Annotated in this window: 19 protein-coding genes; 11 read left to right on the plus strand and 8 right to left on the minus strand. The window is 71.4% G+C overall.

The annotated features are described in order from the left end of the window. Positions 1-330 precede the first annotated feature (330 nt). The gene (locus B0I31_RS27110) at positions 331-714 is read left to right on the plus strand and encodes a Uma2 family endonuclease (protein ID WP_281262319.1); all 384 of its coding nucleotides are present in this window, start codon (positions 331-333) and stop codon (positions 712-714) included. A 54-nt stretch (positions 715-768) separates the two neighbouring features. Here B0I31_RS27110 and B0I31_RS27115 read toward each other — a convergent pair whose 3' ends face one another. Further along, positions 769-3,582 carry an aconitate hydratase gene (locus tag B0I31_RS27115; RefSeq protein WP_106618200.1) on the minus strand — a complete coding sequence of 938 codons (2,814 nt, stop codon included), beginning with the start codon at positions 3,580-3,582 and terminating at the stop codon, positions 769-771. A 157-nt stretch (positions 3,583-3,739) separates the two neighbouring features. On the opposite strand from B0I31_RS27115, the gene B0I31_RS27120 reads away from it, so the two are divergent. The 3 genes from B0I31_RS27120 (at position 3,740) to B0I31_RS27130 (ending at position 5,567) form a co-directional block, all read left to right on the plus strand. Beyond that, positions 3,740-4,483 carry an ABC transporter ATP-binding protein gene (locus B0I31_RS27120; RefSeq protein ID WP_245950461.1) on the plus strand — a complete coding sequence of 248 codons (744 nt, stop codon included), beginning with the start codon at positions 3,740-3,742 and terminating at the stop codon, positions 4,481-4,483. Then, the gene (locus B0I31_RS40810) at positions 4,480-5,127 is read left to right on the plus strand and encodes a hypothetical protein (RefSeq protein ID WP_181320413.1); all 648 of its coding nucleotides are present in this window, start codon (positions 4,480-4,482) and stop codon (positions 5,125-5,127) included. Before B0I31_RS27120 ends, B0I31_RS40810 begins: the two co-directional genes overlap by 4 nt. 74 nt (positions 5,128-5,201) lie before the next feature. After that, positions 5,202-5,567, plus strand: a complete 366-nt coding sequence (locus tag B0I31_RS27130) for a VOC family protein (protein WP_106618201.1) — start codon at positions 5,202-5,204, stop codon at positions 5,565-5,567. A gap of 34 nt (positions 5,568-5,601) precedes the next feature. Here the strand turns inward: B0I31_RS27130 and B0I31_RS27135 are convergent, their stop codons facing one another. From B0I31_RS27135 to B0I31_RS27145, 3 genes are all read right to left on the minus strand, one after another. Then, a complete protein-coding gene (locus B0I31_RS27135) occupies positions 5,602-6,102 on the minus strand; it encodes an AAA family ATPase (protein WP_245950463.1) in 501 nt (166 codons plus the stop codon). Between the two features lie 95 nt (positions 6,103-6,197). Next, positions 6,198-7,733, minus strand: a complete 1,536-nt coding sequence (locus B0I31_RS27140) for a flagellar basal body protein FliL (RefSeq protein WP_106618202.1) — start codon at positions 7,731-7,733, stop codon at positions 6,198-6,200. After that, positions 7,730-8,131 carry a hypothetical protein gene (locus tag B0I31_RS27145; protein WP_146173961.1) on the minus strand — a complete coding sequence of 134 codons (402 nt, stop codon included), beginning with the start codon at positions 8,129-8,131 and terminating at the stop codon, positions 7,730-7,732. The genes B0I31_RS27140 and B0I31_RS27145 overlap by 4 nt, the downstream gene beginning before the upstream one ends. Positions 8,132-8,274: 143 nt before the next feature. Here B0I31_RS27145 and B0I31_RS27150 point away from each other — a divergent pair, with 143 nt between their 5' ends. The 4 genes from B0I31_RS27150 (at position 8,275) to B0I31_RS27165 (ending at position 12,726) form a co-directional block, all read left to right on the plus strand. Beyond that, positions 8,275-9,009, plus strand: coding sequence for an SIR2 family NAD-dependent protein deacylase (locus B0I31_RS27150; protein WP_181320416.1), 735 nt, complete (start codon positions 8,275-8,277; stop codon positions 9,007-9,009). Positions 9,010-9,073: 64 nt separating this feature from the next. Beyond that, complete coding sequence (locus B0I31_RS27155) at positions 9,074-9,637, plus strand: carbonic anhydrase family protein (protein WP_146173962.1); 564 nt, start codon at positions 9,074-9,076, stop codon at positions 9,635-9,637. 80 nt (positions 9,638-9,717) lie between these two features. Next, entirely contained in the window at positions 9,718-11,250 is a 1,533-nt protein-coding gene (locus B0I31_RS27160) for an AMP-binding protein (RefSeq protein ID WP_106618205.1), read from the plus strand. Between the two features lie 171 nt (positions 11,251-11,421). Further along, complete coding sequence (locus B0I31_RS27165; RefSeq protein ID WP_106618206.1) at positions 11,422-12,726, plus strand: NlpC/P60 family protein; 1,305 nt, start codon at positions 11,422-11,424, stop codon at positions 12,724-12,726. Between the two features lie 6 nt (positions 12,727-12,732). Here the strand turns inward: B0I31_RS27165 and B0I31_RS27170 are convergent, their stop codons facing one another. The 4 genes from B0I31_RS27170 to B0I31_RS27180 all read right to left on the minus strand — a co-directional run bounded on the left by B0I31_RS27170 (position 12,733) and on the right by B0I31_RS27180 (position 14,928). Next, on the minus strand, positions 12,733-13,533 hold the full coding sequence (locus tag B0I31_RS27170) for an ion transporter (protein ID WP_106618269.1): 801 nt from the start codon (positions 13,531-13,533) through the stop codon (positions 12,733-12,735). 84 nt (positions 13,534-13,617) lie between these two features. Further along, the gene (locus tag B0I31_RS27175; protein ID WP_245950465.1) at positions 13,618-13,902 is read right to left on the minus strand and encodes a GrpB family protein; all 285 of its coding nucleotides are present in this window, start codon (positions 13,900-13,902) and stop codon (positions 13,618-13,620) included. 105 nt (positions 13,903-14,007) lie between these two features. Beyond that, positions 14,008-14,133, minus strand: a complete 126-nt coding sequence (locus tag B0I31_RS42680) for a hypothetical protein (RefSeq protein ID WP_281262320.1) — start codon at positions 14,131-14,133, stop codon at positions 14,008-14,010. 48 nt (positions 14,134-14,181) lie between these two features. Beyond that, on the minus strand, positions 14,182-14,928 hold the full coding sequence (locus tag B0I31_RS27180; protein WP_106618208.1) for an SAM-dependent methyltransferase: 747 nt from the start codon (positions 14,926-14,928) through the stop codon (positions 14,182-14,184). Positions 14,929-15,258: 330 nt separating this feature from the next. On the opposite strand from B0I31_RS27180, the gene B0I31_RS27185 reads away from it, so the two are divergent. The 3 genes from B0I31_RS27185 to B0I31_RS27195 all read left to right on the plus strand — a co-directional run bounded on the left by B0I31_RS27185 (position 15,259) and on the right by B0I31_RS27195 (position 18,370). After that, the gene (locus B0I31_RS27185) at positions 15,259-16,050 is read left to right on the plus strand and encodes an alpha/beta fold hydrolase (RefSeq protein WP_106618209.1); all 792 of its coding nucleotides are present in this window, start codon (positions 15,259-15,261) and stop codon (positions 16,048-16,050) included. Beyond that, positions 16,047-17,471 carry a sensor domain-containing diguanylate cyclase gene (locus B0I31_RS27190; protein WP_106618210.1) on the plus strand — a complete coding sequence of 475 codons (1,425 nt, stop codon included), beginning with the start codon at positions 16,047-16,049 and terminating at the stop codon, positions 17,469-17,471. The genes B0I31_RS27185 and B0I31_RS27190 overlap by 4 nt, the downstream gene beginning before the upstream one ends. A 149-nt stretch (positions 17,472-17,620) precedes the next feature. Continuing rightward, positions 17,621-18,370, plus strand: coding sequence for an MHYT domain-containing protein (locus B0I31_RS27195; protein WP_245950471.1), 750 nt, complete (start codon positions 17,621-17,623; stop codon positions 18,368-18,370). Positions 18,371-18,374: the final 4 nt, after the last annotated feature.

The raw sequence follows: 18,374 nt of genomic DNA on the forward strand, positions 1-18,374 counted from the left end.
GTGAAGTCCCCTCTGGAATCACGTAGCGCATTCCGGTGGAGCCGGTTTGAGTCAGTCCCCGAACAGGTGCGGACCAGTGAAGATCCGACCGAATGACGTTCCGTGCGAGTCGGATGCGTCGGCAGGACGAGGTTAAACGCGGATTTCACCGAAGAGCAATTCGTTCACCCGATCGGGTGAATAAGAATCATCGGTCGTTTTCGATCTGCGGATCGTTACGGGCGAAATTGAAATCGTGACGACAACGCAGCGGCGACGCGCCCCGTCCCTGCTCGGTGGTGGCGGTCTCGACCGCGCTATGCGGGACACCTTCCACGTCGCGACCGACAGGTGCCCGAGGGGTTCACGGCGGTCCGGGAGATGGATGTCGTGCTCGGTGAGAGGCACCGGCCCTGCCCGGACGTGTCGGTGGTGAAGAGGGCTCCTCGCGACCTGGATCGCACGTACTACGAGCCGGACGACGTGCTGCTGGTCGTCGAGGTCGTGTCGAAGTCGTCCGAGATCCGTGACCGCGAGACGAAACCGCGGCGGTACGCCCAAGCCGGGATCAAGCACTTCTGGCGCGTGGAGAACAGCGACGGCCAGCCGGTCGTCTACGTCTACGAACTCGACCCGGCGACCGCCACCTACGCGCTCACCGGCATCTTCCACGACCGGCTCGAGACGAACGTGCCGTTCCCCGTGGACGTCGCCTTGGACGCCCTGGTCCGCTGAACGGCGAAAGGGCCGCCCACCGGGGAGGTGGACGGCCCTGTCACGCGCTGACGACTAGCTGCGCACCATCTTGCGCAGCACGTACTGCATGATGCCGCCGTTGCGGTAGTAGTCGGCCTCACCCGGCGTGTCGATGCGGACCACCGCGTCGAACTCCACCTTCGAGCCGTCCGCCTTCGTCGCCGACACGTGCACCGTGCGCGGCGTCTCGCCGTCGTTCAGCGCGGTGATGCCGGTGAAGTCGAAGGTCTCCGTGCCGTCCAGGCCGAGCGACGCCGCCGTCTCGCCCGCCGGGTACTGCAGCGGCAGGACGCCCATGCCGATCAGGTTCGACCGGTGGATGCGCTCGAACGACTCGGCGATCACGGCGCGCACGCCGAGCAGCGAGGTGCCCTTCGCGGCCCAGTCGCGCGACGAGCCCGAGCCGTACTCCTTGCCCGCCAGCACGACCAGCGGCACACCGGCCGCCGCGTACGCCTCGGAAGCGTCGTAGATCGTGGTCTGCGGCGCGCCCTCCTCCAGGAAGTTCCGGGTGAACCCGCCCTGCACGTCGTCCAGCAGCAGGTTGCGCAGCCGGATGTTGGCGAACGTGCCCCGGATCATCACCTCGTGGTTGCCCCGCCGGGAACCGTAGGAGTTGAAGTCCTTGCGCTCGACGCCGTGCTCGGTCAGGTACTTGCCCGCGGGCGAGTCGGCCTTGATCGCACCTGCCGGCGAGATGTGGTCGGTGGTCACGGAGTCGCCCAGCAGCGCCAGCACGCGCGCGCCGCCGATCTCCGTCACCGGGGCCGGCTCCATCTGCATGCCCTCGAAGTACGGGGGCTTGCGCACGTAGGTCGACTGCGCGTCCCACTCGAACGTCTTGCCGGTCGGCGTGGGCAGCGACTGCCACCGCTCGTCACCGGCGAACACGTCCGCGTAGCCCTTGGTGAAGCCCTCCGGCGAGATCGACGACGCGACGACCTCGGAGATCTCCTGCGGCGACGGCCAGATGTCGGCCAGGTACACCGGCTTGCCCTCGGCGTCGGTGCCCAGCGGCTCGGTGGTGATGTCCTTGTCCATCGAACCGGCCAGCGCGTACGCCACCACCAGCGGCGGGGACGCGAGGTAGTTCATCTTGATGTCCGGGTTGATCCGGCCCTCGAAGTTCCGGTTGCCCGACAGCACCGACACGGCGGCCAGGTCGCCCTGGTTGATGCCCGCGGAGATCTCCTCCTGCAACGGGCCCGAGTTGCCGATGCACGTGGTGCAGCCGTAGCCGACCAGGTGGAAGCCCAGCTTCTCCAGGTACGGCAGCAGCCCGGCGCGCTCGTAGTAGTCCATGACGACCTTGGAACCGGGCGCGAGGGTCGTCTTGACCCACGGCTTGCGCTCCAGGCCCTTCTCCACGGCCTTCTTCGCCAGCAGCGCCGCGCCCAGCATCACCGACGGGTTGGACGTGTTGGTGCACGACGTGATCGCCGCGATGGCCACCGCGCCGTGGTCCAGCTCGAACTCCGCGCCGTCCAGCGAGACCTTGACCGGGTTGGACGGCCTGCCCTCCGCGCCCTCGGCCGCGGTGTGGAACACGTGCGGCTTGCCGCCCGCGTCGCCGTTGCTCAGCGCGGGAGAGTCACTGGCCGGGAACGACTCCTCGGACGCCTCGTCCACCGGCGAGTTCGGCACGCCATCGGTGTGCGCGACGTAGGCGCCCAGCGACTGACGGAACGCCTCCTTGGCGTTGGTCAGCTCGATGCGGTCCTGCGGGCGCTTGGGGCCGGCGATCGACGGCACGACCGTCGACAGGTCCAGCTCCAGCGTCTCGGAGTACACCGGCTCGGCGGCCGGGTCGTGCCACATGCCCTGTTCCTTGGCGTAGGCCTCGACCAGCGCCAGCTGCTCGGCGGAACGGCCGGTCAGCTTCAGGTAGTCGATGGTCTCGCCGTCGATCGGGAAGATCGCGCAGGTCGAGCCGAACTCCGGGCTCATGTTGCCGATGGTGGCGCGGTTGGCCAGCGGTACCGCGCCGACGCCCGAGCCGTAGAACTCGACGAACTTGCCGACCACGCCGTGCTTGCGCAGCATCTCGGTGATCGTGAGCACCAGGTCGGTGGCGGTCGCGCCGGCGGGCAGCTCGCCGTGCAGCTTGAAGCCGACCACGCGCGGGATCAGCATGGACACCGGCTGGCCGAGCATGGCGGCCTCGGCCTCGATGCCGCCGACGCCCCAGCCGAGCACGCCGATGCCGTTGACCATCGTCGTGTGGCTGTCGGTGCCGACCAGCGTGTCCGGGTACGCCTGCCCGTTGCGGACCATGACCACGCGCGCCAGGTGCTCGATGTTCACCTGGTGCACGATGCCGGTGCCCGGCGGGACGACCTTGAACTCGTCGAACGCGGTCTGGCCCCAGCGCAGGAACTGGTAGCGCTCCTTGTTGCGCTGGTACTCCAGGTCCACGTTCAGCTCGAACGCGTCCGGCCTGCCGAAGATGTCGGCGATCACCGAGTGGTCGATGACCAGCTCGGCCGGCGCCAGCGGGTTGACCTTGGTCGGGTCGCCGCCCAGCTGGGTCACCGCCTCGCGCATGGTGGCGAGGTCGACCACGCACGGCACGCCGGTGAAGTCCTGCATCACCACGCGGGCGGGCGTGAACTGGATCTCGGTGTCCGGCTCGGCCGACGGATCCCAGCTGCCCAGCGCGCGCACGTGGTCGGCGGTGATGTTCGCGCCGTCCTCGGTCCGCAGCAGGTTCTCCAGCAGGATCTTCAAGCTGTACGGCAGGCGCTCGGCGCCCTCGACCGCGCTCAGCCGGAACACCTCGTACGAGGCGTCGCCGACGGTGAGCGTGCCGCGGGCGCCGAAGCTGTCCTTGCTCGCTGGTGCAGTCACGTGAAACTCCATCTGGTGACGCGCAAAGTCGGTTGGGGAACTACTGCTGAGTCTCCCGCACCCGCGGGTGCGATGCCCTCTCACCCCAAACAGTACGCGTGTCCTGTATTCCGCTTCAACCCGGCCCTACCTTGGTCGGGGCATCATCACACCCGTGGTGCGTCTTGATCGAATCGGCAAGCGCTACGGCCGCGGCCCGTGGGTGCTGCGGGACGTCTCGCTCGCCGTCGAGCCCGGTGAGGTGGTCGTGCTGCGGGGCGGCAACGGCGCGGGGAAGTCGACGTTGCTGCGGATCGCGGCGGGTGTGACGGCGCCGACGAACGGCCGGGTCAGCCGCGGCGCGTCGGTCGGGTACGCCCCCGAGCGGTTCCCGACCGGGGTGAAGCTGTCCGCCCGCGACTACCTGCGCCACCTCGCCGCCGTGCGCGGTGTGCCGGTGCGGTGGGAGCTGACCGAGGCGCTGGGGTTCGTCGGCGACCCGGACGCGCCCATGGCCACCCTGTCGAAGGGCAACGCGCAGAAGATCGCGCTGGCCCAGGCGCTGCACGCGACCGACCTGCTGGTGCTGGACGAGCCGTGGTCCGGCCTGGACGCCGCCGCGAGCGCCGTGCTCGGTGAGCTGGTGACGTCGTCGCGGACCGCCGTCGTGCTGACCGACCACCACGGGCACGACCTGCCTGGTGCCCGTGAGGTGGCGCTCGGCGCCGCCCGACCCGGTGGCGTGGTGATCGAACTGGACCGGGTGGGGGAGGCGTTCGCGCTGATCAGCGCGCTGGAAGGGGTGTTCGCGGCGCACGAGGTCGGCGGTGGCGCGCGGGTCGAGGTGCGGGCCGGGTTCAGCGACGGAGTGCTGGCCGAGGCGCTGCGGCTGGGCTGTTCGGTGCGGAGCGTGCGGTCGTGACGGCGCTGGTCCGGTACCTGCTGGTGGACGTGCTGCGCACGCAGCGCTGGCTGCCGCCGTCACTGGTGTTCGCGGCCGTGCTCGGGATGCTCTACGCCTCCGACGCCGGTCCGCCGCTGCCCGCTTACGCCGGGACGTGCGTGCTGGTCTACCCCGTGTCGGCGTGGCTGACGGTGGTCATCGCGACCGCCGAGGACCCGGTGCGCCGGACGATCACCGCGGTCGCCGCGGGCGGTTGGGCGCGGGCGCAGGCGGCCGTGGCCGCGCTGTCGGTGCTGGCGGCGTTGGCCGTGGCTTCGGTGGCCACCCTGGTGCCGGTGGTGACGCAGCCGCGCCCGTACCCGCCCGGCACGGTGGCGCAGGGCTTCGCCGCGCTGGCGGTGTGCGCGCTGGTAGGCGTCGGTGTGGGCCTGCTGTGCGGCCGTCCGGTGATCACGCAGGCCGGCTGGTCCGTCCTCGCCGCGACCGCGCTGGTCGTGCTGGTGTTCCTGTTCGGCCGCACCCCTCCGGTGGGCAACGTGTTGTGGGCGCTGTCCCACGACGACGGCGTCACGTCGGCGTTGGCGGTCTCGGGCGTGGTGGCGGCGCTGTTCGTGGCGGGTGCCACCTGGCTGGGCGCCGCGGTGGGTCCTCGCCGGAACTAGGCATCGTCGCTCGCGGGTCGCGCCGTCAGTCGCCGCGCACTTCCGGACGCGGAACGTCCGGAACTGCTCTTAGCATGTCCGGCACGGCTATCGCCCGCTTTCCCGGCATCGTGATCGACTGTCCCGACCCCGACGCGCTCGCGCGGTTCTACGGCGCGATGCTGGAGTGGCAGGTCACCGCCTCCGGCGACTGGGCCGAGGTGCGCGCCGACCACGGGCAGTGCATCTGCTTCCAGCAGGTCGACGGGTACGTGCCGCCGTCGTGGCCGACCCAGGAGCTGCCGCAGCAGATGCACCTCGACGTGGTCGTCGACGACCTCGACGCGGCGGAGGCGGCCGTGCTCGACCTCGGCGCGACCAAGCACCCGCACCAGCCCGGCACGACGTTCCGCGTCTTCCTCGACCCGGCCGGGCACCCCTTCTGCCTCTGCGCGGACTGATCCGCACCGGTCGACCCCGGCCGGTGTGCGGCTGTCACCGGCCGGAATCGTCGTGCGCGAGCGCCGCCAGTCGGTCCACTACTTCCGCGAGAGGCGCGCGGGTGTCGATCTCCGCGGTCGCCGAGGCCCGCAGCAGGGGCTCGACCTCCGCCTTGTCCGCGACGATCCGCGCGCGTTCCGCCGCGGTCTTGCCGAACGGGTTGGTGTCGCGGCCGGCGATGCGGTCCAGCATCACGTCCAGGGGCGCACTGAGCAGGACCACCTCGTCGAACCGGTGGCGGAACCGGCCCTGGTTCCACACCGTGCCGGCGATGAACAGCGTTCGACCCGAACGCTCGTGCTCCGCGATCAGCGCGTCGACCCGGTCCTCGCGCCACTGCCGCTCCACGCCGTCGCCGAGGGGCACGTGCTCGACCCAGTCCCCGAAGTCGGTGTCGACGACCCGGTAGCCCCGCTGCGCCAAACGGCCCAACGCGGTCGACTTCCCCGTCCCGGACATGCCGGTCACCAGGATCACCACCACGGCCTCACCCACCGGAATTGTCGTACCCCGCCGGTAAAATGAAAGCAGGGGTCCCCTGGCGGGGACCCCTGCGCAGCACGGCTCGCGTGCCGGTCGTGCCCGTCGAGCTACTTGATCGCCTTGATCAGCTCGTCGATGTCCTTCGGCTCCAAGCCGCGCATCAGCGTCAGGAACAGCTCGCTGTACGTGCGGATCGGGCTGACGTACCACTTGCCGTCGACCTCGGTGGCGACCACGCCGATGCCGTCCTTCAGCACCTGCGCGCCGACCCGGGCGATCACGTCGACCGCGGCGGACGGGATGTCGCCGCCGCCCTGCTGCTCGACCAGCTGCGTGATCTCGTCCGCGCACAGCCGCTGCGACTGGCCCTGGGCCTTGGCGCTGTAGCAGTCGCCGTCCCGGCTGATCTCGACCGTCTCGCCCTCGGCCTCGACGACCAGCTTGCGGATCGTGAGCAGCGAGCCGCCCGAGACGTCCTTCGAGTCGGTCTCCAGCTCGATCAGCTTCGCGCCCGTGGCGGGCGTCTTGCCGATCTGGTCCAGGATGGCCGGGCCGACGTCCTGCAGCACGCCCATCTCGTCCGGCGGCAGCAGGGCGAGGACGCCCTCGATGTCACCCTCGAGCGCCTTCTCGACCATCTGCTTCGCGGCGTCGTTCGCCGTGCCCGCGCCGGCCGGCGCGATGCCCTTGGCGGGCCACTTGAGGTCTTCTTCCTCCAGCGCGGCGTTCGCGAGGGTGTAGAAGAGGCTCGGGTACCACTCGTCGCCGACCTTGATGGTGGCGATGCCGATCGGCTTGCCGCCCCGGTCGGCCTTCTCCTTGGCGAAGTCCAGCGTCTCGGTCTCGCTGGCCTGCTTCTGCAGGTCGGCGCCGAGCGCGTCGACCAGCTTGTCGGTCAACGGGATCTGCTTGACGTCCGAGGTGACCGTGATCTTGCCCTCGACCACCTTGTTGATCGTCAGGCGGTCGTTGACCTTCTCCGCGGCGGCGTCGTCGAACTTGATGCCCTCGCTCTTGATCTGGACACCGGTGACCTTGTTCGGGTCGGCCTCGGGCTTGAGGATCTCCAGCCGCTTGGCCTCGCTGACCGTGGCCTCGGTGTAGTCCTTGCTCAGCTTGGCCTCGGCGGGCGCCAGGCCGTTCATGATGCCCAGCACGTCACCGCTGCCCAGCGCGCTGAGCAGGTTGTTCGCCGCGGTGGACGGGCTGTCGGAGCCGGCGGCGACGTCGTCGGAGCTGCGCAGCGCCCACACCGTGGCGACCGTGCCCGCGGCCAGCGCCAGGACCGCGACGACCGCGGTGATGACCAGGCCGGTGCGCTTCTTCTTCGGCGGCTCGCCACCCGCGAAGCCGTGCGGCGGCTGACCGTAGGGGTGGCCGAACTCCTGCCCGTAGCCCGGCTGCTGTTGTCCCTGGTTCTGGGGCAGCGCGAAGCCCTGCGGCCCGGTCTGCGGGTAACCCTGCTGCGGCTGGGGGCCGGTCTGCGGGTAGCCACCCTGCTGCGGCTGCGGCCCGGTCTGCGGGTAGCCACCCTGCTGCGGGTAACCGCCCTGCTGGCCCTGCTGCGGGTAGCCCCCCTGCGGCTGGCCGTACGGGTTGTTCTGCGGTGGCCATTCGCCTCCGCCGCCACCTGGGTACGTCACGGTGCTCCTCCTGGAGTGCTGATCGCTGTGCGGGATGTCGCGGTGAGCACGGTGATCGCCCCGGCGACCCCCAGCACAGCACCACCGAGGGTGGCCACCGGTCCAGTCAGGCTGATCCCGACCAGCGCCGCCTCGTTGCCCCCTTGGACGGCGGCAAGTGCCGCCACCGTTCCCGCAATCGTGCCAAACACTAGTGCGAAGCATGCCGCGATTCGGTGAAAACCGACCAACCAAAGCACCACGCAGCACACCGCCAACGGGGTGAGTGCCACCCAGGTGCCGCGCACGACCTCGCCCGGTACACCGTCCAACCCGGCGAAACCACGCAGAGCGAGTACCTCGTAACTGGTCCTGGTGACCGTGCCGGAGCGCAGCCAGGGCAGGAAGAAGCCCACCACCGCTGTGACCAAACCGATAGCTCCGAGCGCCGCGCCCGTCCGTCGCCTGATCGTCGGCGCCGCCGACGGTCGTCTCATGGTCGGCCCCGCCGACGTGTCCCGCGCATGCCGACATGCTCGCAGGCGTGTGGGACGGTGGTGGCATGAGTGCACGGGACGTGATGGCGCTCGCACGGCGGATCACCGCGCTCACCGGCGCGGGCGTGTCGGTGGAGTCGGGCGTGGTGCGGTTCCGGTTCGACGCGGCGGCGTTCCTGACGTCGGCACGCGCGCGGCGCGAGGCGTGGGAGTCCTGGCTGGACGATCCTCTGTGGACGGCCGAGCCGAACGCCGCGCACCGCGCGCTGGCGGGGCTGCAGCGGGCCGGGCGGGTGCGGTCGGTGCTGACGCAGAACGTCGACGGGCTGCACCAGCGGGTCGGGTCGTCGGTGCTGGAGCTGCACGGGTCGATGTCGCGTGTGGTGTGCGTCTCCTGCGATCGTTCGAGCGCGATGGGTGACGCCCTGGCCCGGGTGCGCGGCGGCGAGGTCCCGCCGGACTGCACCGTGTGCGGCGGTGTGCTGCGGCCGGCCGCGGTGGCGTTCGGCGAGCCCGTGCGCGACGACGTGCTGCGCGCGGCGCGGATGGCGGTGCTGGACTGCGACGTGATGCTGGTGGCCGGGACGTCCCTCACCGTGGACCCCGCCGCGGGACTGGTGCCGCTGGCGGCGAAGGCCGGCGCCGCGGTGGTGATCTGCAACCTGGACCCGACGCCGTACGACGCGCTCGCGGCGGCCGTGGTGCGCGAGCCGGCCGCGTCGGCGCTGCCGGAACTGGCCGCGGTGCCCGTGGTGGCGAGGGGACCGATCCGCACGTGGGGCGACCCGAGCACCTGGTGACCGCCACCCGTCCGTGACGTGCAACCACCCGTTCGTGGGCTCGGTGCGGTGCCAGGGTGACCACATGGGGAATCAGCAGTCACCGATCAACCTGCGTGACGCGGTGGTGGTGCCACGGCTGGCGGACGAACTGGACGTGCGGTGGCGCGCCGACCAGTTCAGCGCCCACGACGAGGGCAACGGCTGGCGGTTCCGGCCGCGGGGCGAGCACGTGGTGTGCCTGGGCGGGGCCGACTACCGGCTCGACAACCTGCACTTCCACCGGCCGAGCGAGCACTGGGTGCGCGGCCGGTCGCGCGGCGCGGAGATGCACGCCGTCCACCTGCGCGCGGACGACGTGCTGCGGGCGTGCGTGGTGGCGGTGTTCGTCGACCTCGGCGAACCGGGCCCGTCCGAGGCCAAGCCGCCCAGCGGCATCGACCTGCCCGCGCTCTTCCCGGGCGGCGGCTTCCACCGCTACGAGGGCTCGCTGACCACCGGCGACTTCGACGAGATCGTGAGCTGGGTGGTGATGAACGACCCGGTCCAGGTGGAGGACCCGGCCCTGCGCGCCTTCGTCCGCACCCACGCCGACCACCCCCGGCCCGTGCAGCCGGTGAACCGGAGGTTCGTGCTGGCGACGGGGTGACCTGGTGGCACCTCCCGGCGTTCGGCGGGGTGCCTCGCGGTACTGGCCGGGGCGCGGGCGAGGAAATAAGGTCACCTCGTATGCGCGTACCCCTGACTGTCGCCGATTTCCTCTACCGGGCGGAGCAGGTCTTCGCCGACACCACGGCCTGCGTGGACGAGCCCGGCCAGCCGGCAGAACCCGTGCCGGCGACCACCTACGGCGGGTTCGCCACCCGCGTCCGCGCCTGGCAGGCCGGGTTCGACGCGCTCGGCCTCGGCGAGGGCGAACGGGTGGCCGTGGTCAGCCACAACTCGGCCCGGCTGCTCGAACTGCTGCACGCCGTGCCCGCCACGGGCCGCATCGCGGTGCCGGTGAACTTCCGGCTCCGGCCGGACGAGGTGTCCTACATCGTCGAGCACAGCGGCGCGTCCGTGCTGCTCGTGGACCCCGAACTGGAACTCGACGGCGTCACCGCGCGGCACCGGTTCGTGCTCGGCGAGCAGACCGAGACCGAGCTGATGCGCTTCGACACCGAGCCGCGGCCGTGGAGCGAGCCGGACGAGGACGCCACCGCCACGATCAACTACACCTCCGGCACGACCGCCCGGCCCAAGGGCGTCCAGATGACCCACCGCAACATCTGGATCAACGCGGTCACGTTCGCCATGCACGCCCGCGCGTGGGAGCGCGACGTCTACATGCACGTGCTGCCGATGTTCCACTGCAACGGCTGGGGCATGCCGTACGGCCTGGCCGGGCTCGGCGTGCCGCAGGTCGTGCTGCGCAAGGTCGACGGCACGGAGATCCTCAACCGGGTCCGCGACCACGGCGTCACGCTGATGTGCGGCGCGCCCGCCGTGTGGAACGCCGTGCTCGACGCCGCCCAGGACTGGGACGGCGAGATCCCCGGCCGCGACCGGGTCCGGATCATCTGCGCGGGCGCACCCCCGCCCAGCCGCACCATCGCCCGCGTCGGCGAGGAGCTGGGCTGGGAGTTCCTGCAGCTCTACGGCCTGACCGAGACCTCGCCGCTGCTCACGTTCAACCGCACCCGCCCGGCCGACGACGCGCTGCCGCCGCGGGAACGGGCGCGCAAGCTGTCCCGGGCGGGCGCACCGGGGCTGGGCGTGCGGCTGAAGGTCTCCGAGAGCGGCGAGGTGCTGGCCCGCGGCAACGTCGTCATGGCCGGCTACTGGGAGAACCCCGCGGCCAGCGCCGAGGCGCTGGAGGGCGGCTGGTTCCACACCGGCGACGGCGGCGAGCTGGACGACGAGGGCCACCTGACCATCTCCGACCGCAAGAAGGACGTGATCATCACCGGTGGCGAGAACGTGTCGTCGATCGAGGTGGAGGACGCCCTGTTCGGCCATCCCGCGGTCGCCGAGGCGGCAGTCATCGGCGTGCCGCACGAGAAGTGGGGCGAGACGATCAAGGCGCTGGTCGTGCGGGCCGAGGGCGCGGAGGTGACGGAGGCCGAGCTGATCGCGCACTGCAAGGCCAGGCTCGCCGGCTACAAGGCGCCCACCTCGGTCGAGTTCCGCGACGCCATCCCGCGCACCGCCACCGGCAAGGTGCAGAAGTTCAAGTTGCGCGAGCCGTACTGGGCCGACCTCGACCGCAAGGTCAACTGACGGTGATCGTGTCACCCGACCGAGGGTGATGCCCTGTGTCTGCTGTGGCCCATGTGGCTGATGTTCAGGCCGCGTCTGTTGGAAACGGTGAGGTGGGAGTGGCAGAGTCGGCCTGTGCAGCGCCGTTCGGCGTAACGTCGTTCGGCCGAGTGCGCGGGGAGGGCGGCAGTCGTGACTCGATGGGTGATCCCGGTCGTGATCGCGTTGACCACCGCGGTGGGCCTGGGTGGCGCGGCGCACGCCGTGCCACCACCGCCGCCCAACCCCGGCGACGCCGAGATCAGCGCCGGACGGCAGCAGGCCGACGCCAAGGCCGCCCACGTCGGTGAGCTGACCGGTCGGCTCACCGACGCCGAGGCGCGGCTGCGCGAGCTGACCGACGACGTCGCGTTCAAGCTGGAGCTGGCCAACAAGGCGCGGGTCGACCTGGAGGCCGCCCAGGGCGAGGCGGACCGGGCGCGCCGGGACGCGGACGCGGCACGGGTCGAGGCCGAGGCCGCCGGCCGGGCCGTCGAGGACGCCCGGGTACGGCTGGACGAGTTCGCCGCCGCGAGCTACCAGCAGGGCAGCGTGGTCGGCTCGGTCTCGGCGTACTTCGGCGCGACCAGCCCGGAAGACCTGCTCGCCCGCGCGCAGCTGCTGCAGGCCGTCAGCGAGTCGAGCCTCGACGCGCTGGACGACGTCGAGCGCAGCCGGGCCGAGCAGGCGAACAAGGACTCGGCCGCGCGTGCCGCGCTCGACCTGGCCGACCGCAAGCAAACCGCCGCCGACCAGGCCAAGCGGGACGCCGACGCGGCGCAGGCCACCGCCGTGCAGGCACAGCAGGGCCAGGCCGCCGCCGCGCGGAGCATCCAGGACGACAAGGCCCGCGTCGAAGCCGAGCTCGACCAGGCGCTGCACGCCGTCGAGGGGCTGGAGGGCCAGCGCGCCCAGTACGACCAGTGGCTGGACGACAAGCGCCGCGAGGAGGAGGAAGCCGCCCGCCTGGCCGCCCTCGCGGCCGTGCCGAAACCGCAACCGCAGGCACCGCGGCCGCAACCGGTGACGGCACCGGCCGGTGCCGGCGTGGAGACCGTCGTCGCCCGTGCCCTGCAACAGCTCGGCGTGCGGTACTCGTGGGGCGGCGGCAACTACAACGGTCCGACCGTCGGCATCCGCGACGGCGGCGTCGGCGACGCGCACGGCGACTACTACAGCGTCGGCTTCGACTGCTCCGGGCTGATGATGTACGCGTTCGCGGGCGTCGGCATCTACCTGCCGCATTACAGCGGCTACCAGTACAACGCGGGCCGCAAGGTGCCGCTCACCCAGGCGCGGCGCGGCGACATGCTGTTCTGGGGACCGGGCGGCGGCACCCACGTCGCCCTCTACCTCGGCGGCGGCATGATGGTCGAGGCGCCGTTCTCCGGCTCTCACGTCCGCGTCGCCCCGGTCCGGTACAGCGGGATCATGCCGTACGCCACGCGGCTGCTCTGAGGGACGTCAACGCCGGTCGCCCACCGGTTCCAGGCGCGTCGGCTCCAAGTGCAGCGCCCGGACCTCCTCGCGCAACGCCCTGACCTCCTCCAGCAGCCGGTCGTCCGGCGTGCCCGGCGGGTGCGGCGCGGCCTCGGACTCCATCGCGCTGCACACCACCGCGATGAACAGGTTCAGCATGGTGAACGTGCCGACCAGCAGGTAGACCAGGAAGAAGATCCACGCCAACGGCTGGGTGGCCATCAGGTCCCGCATCACGTCCGACCAGCCGTCGCCGGTGGTGATCTGGAACAGCGTCAGCACGGTCGCACCGAGGTCGCCGAACCGGGGATCACCGCCGGCGCGGAACAGGTTGACCGCGACCACGCCGCCGACGTACAGCATCAGCACCAGCAGGCCGGACAGCGACAGCAGGCCCGGGATCGACTTCACCAGCGCGGACACCACCCGGCGCATGCTCGGCACCATCGCGACCAGCCGCAGCGCGCGCAGGATGCGCAGGGCGCGGACCACCGACAGCGGCCCGGCGGCGGGCAGCAGGGCGACGCCGACGACGACGAAGTCGAAGCAGTTCCACGGGTCGCGGAAGTACCGCAGGCCGTGCGCGTAGAGCCGCGCGACCAGTTCGACCACGAAGAACGCCAGCGCGGCGCGGTCCAGCGCGGTGAGCACGTCACCGTAGGACGCGACCAGCGCCGTCGACGTCTCGAGGCCGAGGGTGATCGCGTTGACCACGATCACCGCGATGACCGTCCGCTGGAAGCGGCTGCCGTCCACGACATCGCGGACGCGGTCGCGCAGAGCCATGCCGAACTCCTCCTGCACGCGTCGGGGATCTTGCTCGATCGAGCACCGCCCCATCGGCGCACCGGCCGTACGGCTTGAGCGAATTCACCTGGTCGAGCGGAAGAAGTCCGATTTGGCACGGGTGTAGTCGTCGTAGTCGTCGTCTCCGGCGTGCATTTCCGCCGCACGGAGTTTCGCCGCCTCGTACGCCTCGCGCACGGCGGGCTCGGCGCGCAACCGGTCGCGGAAGAGGATCGTCCGCCGGTGCCACGGGTTGCCGAGCTGCCGCACGTGCAGGATCGCGGGCTCCGCCGGGTCGGGCCGGAAGTAGAGCCGTTTCCGGTACAGCTCGGCGGGCACCTCCGGGTCGGTGTGCCAGTCCTGGCCCACGCCGGGCGAGTCGGGTCGGGCGCCCTTCGCGACGAGGAAACCCAGCCGCCCACAGCACGTCGGGATCGTCCACCACGACGTCCGCGCCCACGTCCGCGACGCCGCTCACCACCAGCTCGGCGGTCCGGGCCGGTCGAGCACGGTCACCAACCCGTCCACGTCCGGTGCCCGCCACCGGGCCGCGACGGCCGGTGCAGATCGCACCTCGACGCGCAGTCGTCGATCATCCACCGGTCCGTGATGGCGCGGGCCCCGGGAGGCCGTGGCCCGCGCCCCGCGTCAGCGGTCCATCAGGGCGAACACGCCCCAGCCCAGGTACTCGCGCTGGTAGCGCGCGTACCGGACCGGCGCGTCGGTGAGTTCGGCGCGCAGCACGGGCGCCAACTCGTCCTCCGGGTTCTCGTCCAGCCAACGGCGGGTGTTGAGCCACTGCGCCGCGACGTAGCGGTCCCAGCTGTCCTGGTCGGCCAGCACCATCTCGACCACGTCGCAGCCCAGCGCGCCGAACTGCGCCAGCAGGTCGGGCAGCGGCAGGAAGTCGTCCCGGCCGGTCGCGTGGCTGCCTTCCACCGCGGCCTGGTCGGGCGGGTCGAGCCGCCAGAACGGGTGCCCGATCAGCAACAGGCCGCCGGGGCGCAGGCTGCGCCGCAGCAGCTCCACCGTGCCGGGCACGCCGTCGCCGATCCACGTGGCGCCGACGCACGCGGCGACGTCCACCGGCTCGTCCGCGACGTGACCCGACGCGTCGGCGTGCACGAACTCCACCCGGTCGGCCACGCCCAACTCGGCGGCACGGGCCCTCGCCGAGGCCAGGAACGTGGCGCTGAGGTCGACGCCCGTGCCGGTGGTCCCGTGGTCGCGGGCCCAGGTGCACAGCATCTCGCCCGACCCGCAGGCCAGGTCGAGCACGCTCCAGCCGGGAGCCGGGCGCAGTGCCCGCCCGAGGACGGCCAACTTGGCGTCGTCCAGCGGGTTGTGGATGCGGTGGGTGCTTTCGCGGATGGTGAAACTACGGGGTATGTCCACTTCCGGTTGTCCTCACGTGACGGGGAAAGGTCGGCGTGATCGGCCGCGTGGCGGCCGGGAACCGGACGGGCATGCAATGCACCTCTTCGCACACGTGAGGACGGACGGCGGTGAGGCTAGGCGCCGCCGTGAGCGGCTGTCCACCGGTTTGCCGGAGCGTCTCGATTGGGCTGTCCACTGTGGACTACGGGTGGATATGAACCCCTATTCGGTCCGATCTCGGAATGGTGACCCCAGAATTGCGGGAAAATGCTCCTGATCACCTGAATGCGCGGCGCGGATTCGGTAGCGTCGATGGTCACAGGGAGGAAGTCAAGTCCAGGGGGGACCATGACGGCCGGCCGCTTGATTCTCGACGACGGCGAATTGTCCTACGACAGACGTGGCGAGGGGCCACCGGTCGTGCTGCTGCACGGCGGCGGGCTCGGTGGCGTCACGTGGGACCGCCAGTTCGCGTTGCTCGCACAAGACCACACGGTGATCCGGTACGACGCGCGGGGCCACGGCGGATCGTCGCCGGTGACGGGACCGTTCGCGCACCACGAAGACCTGAAGGACCTGCTGGACGGGCTCGGCCTCGACCGGGTGACGCTCGTCGGCCTGTCGCTGGGCGCCCGCACCGCGATCGACTTCGCGCTCCTGCACCCCGACCGGGTGGTCGACCTGGTGCTCGTCGGGCCGGGCGTGAGCGGCATGAAGACCGAAGACCCGTTCATCGTGGACCAGGTCGCGCGGCTGCGGGCCGCGACCGCGGTGGACGAGGTCGCCGAGTGCCTGCTGCGGATGTGGGTCGACGGTCCGCACCGGTCGCCGGACGAGGTGGACCCGGCGGTGCGGGAGCTGTGCCGCGGCCTGACCGCCCACGCCGTGTCCCGCGGCGCCTTCACCGTCCAGCCGGACGAACTGCACGCGGTGGACCGCCTGCGCGAACTCCGCGCGCGGACGCTGGTGGTCGTCGGCGACCTCGACTCGTCCGACATCCACGGGGTGGCCGACCTCGTGCGCGAGTCCGCGCCCCGCGTGGAGGAGGTCGTCGTCGAGGACGCCGGTCACCTGGTGAACCTCGACCGGCCGGACGAGTTCGACCGGGCCCTGCTGCGGTTCCTCAGCGCGTCGCGATGAACGGCGGCTTCCACCTGGCGGTGCTCGAACGGGCCGACGCCGCCGTGCTGGTGGTGGATCCGAGCGACCTGGGCGTCCGGTGGGCGTCCCCGGCGGCCCGGCGGTTGTTCGGCGGTGCGTCCGGCCTGCTGCCGGACCTGGTGGCGACCGGTGACGCGGCGGCGGTCGGCACGTTCCTCCAGGCGACGGGCAGTGCGGGCGCGTCGCGGTTGTCGTGCGCGGTGCCGGTGGAGGGTTCCGTGCACCGGCGGGTGGACCTGGTCGCCCGGGACCTGAGCGCGGACCCGGACGTGCGCGGCCTGGTGGTGGTGGCGCTCGACGTCACGGGCTGGGCGGAGACGGCCGACGAGCTGGGCAGCAGGCTCAACACCGACGCGCTGACGGGCCTGGCCAACCGCACCGGGTTCCTGCCGCGGCTGGAGCAGGCCGTGCGCGGGGCGCCGGGCCCGGTGCTGGTGTTCCTCGACCTCGACCAGTTCAAGGACGTCAACGACCGCCACGGGCACGCCGCGGGCGACCACGTGCTGCGGCTGGTCGCGTCCCGGCTGGCGGCGGTGGTGGCCGGTCGCGGCACGGCGGCCAGGCTCGGCGGCGACGAGTTCGTGGTGCTGCTCGACGAGCTGGACGAGCAGCAGGCGGTCGACGCGGCGCGGGAGATCCTGGCGGTCATCGCCACGCCGGTGACGCTGGACGAGGGCGTGATCCGGGTGTCGGTGTCGGCGGGCATCACGTTCGTCCGGTCCGGCCACGGCGCGGAGGACCTGCTGCACCAGGCCGACCTGGCGATGTACCGGGCGAAGACGATCCCGGTCGGCGTCGCCGTCTACGACGAGGACCTGGAGGACTGGGCACTGGCGCGCAAGCACCAGGTCGACCGGCTAGCCGAACGGCTGGAGGAACTGCACGCGGAGAACCGGGCGCTGGCCGAGGCGGCGACCATCGACCAGCGGACGGGCCTGCCGAACCCGGCGACGTTCGACGCCGACCACGCCCGCCGCAACCGCGCCGGCGAGCCGTACAGCCTGCTGCTGGTCGACATCGACCGGTTCCACAGCTACAACACGCTGTACCGCTACCTGGCCGGGCACGAGACGTTGCGCAAGGTCGGCGAGGCCATCGTCCGCACCACCCGCACGGGTGACCGCGCGTACCGGTACGGGGGAGAGGAGTTCACCGTGCTGCTGCCCGGCACGCGGTTGGAGGGCGCGCTGGCCTCGGCCGAGCGGATCAGGCAGGCGGTGGAACGGCTGGGGCTGGAGCACCGGGGCAACACCGGCGGCGTGGTGACGGTGTCGATCGGGGCGGTGGAGGTGATGCCCGGCGCGTCCGTCACCGACGCGGTGGAGGAGGCCAGCGTGGCGGTGCTGGAGGCCAAGGACGCGGGACGCAACCGCGTGGTCGGCCGTCGCACGGGCGGCTAGCCGTGGCCTCACCCGTCCAGGGCTCGGTGCCGTCCGTTCAGCCCAGTCGATGACTACTCTGCGTAGATAAATGACGGAGATTCATGTCTGTTCGATGAACTCGTCTGGACCAACGTCATGGACGGGGTGACGCTGGGTCAAAGTTGAGTGTGAATCACGACTCGCTGCAGCACTTCTCCGACGGCCTGTCCACCCTGGTGCTGGCCTACATCGTCTCCGTCATCGGCTCGCTGATCGGCCTGGCCTGCATGGCCCGGGCCCAGGGCGAGCCGATCCGTGCCACGAAGGCGCGCTGGACCGTGTTCGGCGCGTTCGCCATCGGCGGTGTCGCGATCTGGCTGATGCACTTCATCGCCATGCTCGGCTTCGACATCCCGGGCGCCGCGGTGAAGTACTCCGTGCCGCTGACCGCGCTGTCCGCGGTGGTGGCGATCGGCGTGGTCGGCCTCGGGCTGTCGCTGGTGACGCTCGTCCGGTTCACCCGGATGCGGCTGCTCGTCGCGGGCACGCTGGCCGGGCTCGGCGTGGCGGGCATGCACTACCTGGGCATGTCCGCCATCCGGTTCCGCGGCGAGATCACCTACGACCGGACGCTCGTGGTGCTGTCCTGCGTGATCGCGGTCGTGGCGGCGACCGCCGCGTTCTGGTTCACCCTGGTCGTCAAGACCGGCGTGGCCAGGGTCGCGGCCGGGTTGATCATGGGCGTGGCGGTCACCGGCATGCACTACACCGGCATGGCCGCGGTGCGGGTCACCACCGACCCGACGATGGTCTCGCCGCAGGGCACCGCGGTGTTCGACTTGGTGTTCCCGGTGTTCGTGACCAGCGCCCTGGTGGTGGCGGCACTGCTGTGGATGCTCTTCACCGCCGACGACGAAGTGGTGGGGGAGGCCGCGTAGGCAC

The organism is Saccharothrix carnea (assembly GCF_003014735.1).
Taxonomy (GTDB): Bacteria; Actinomycetota; Actinomycetes; order Mycobacteriales; family Pseudonocardiaceae; genus Actinosynnema; species Actinosynnema carneum.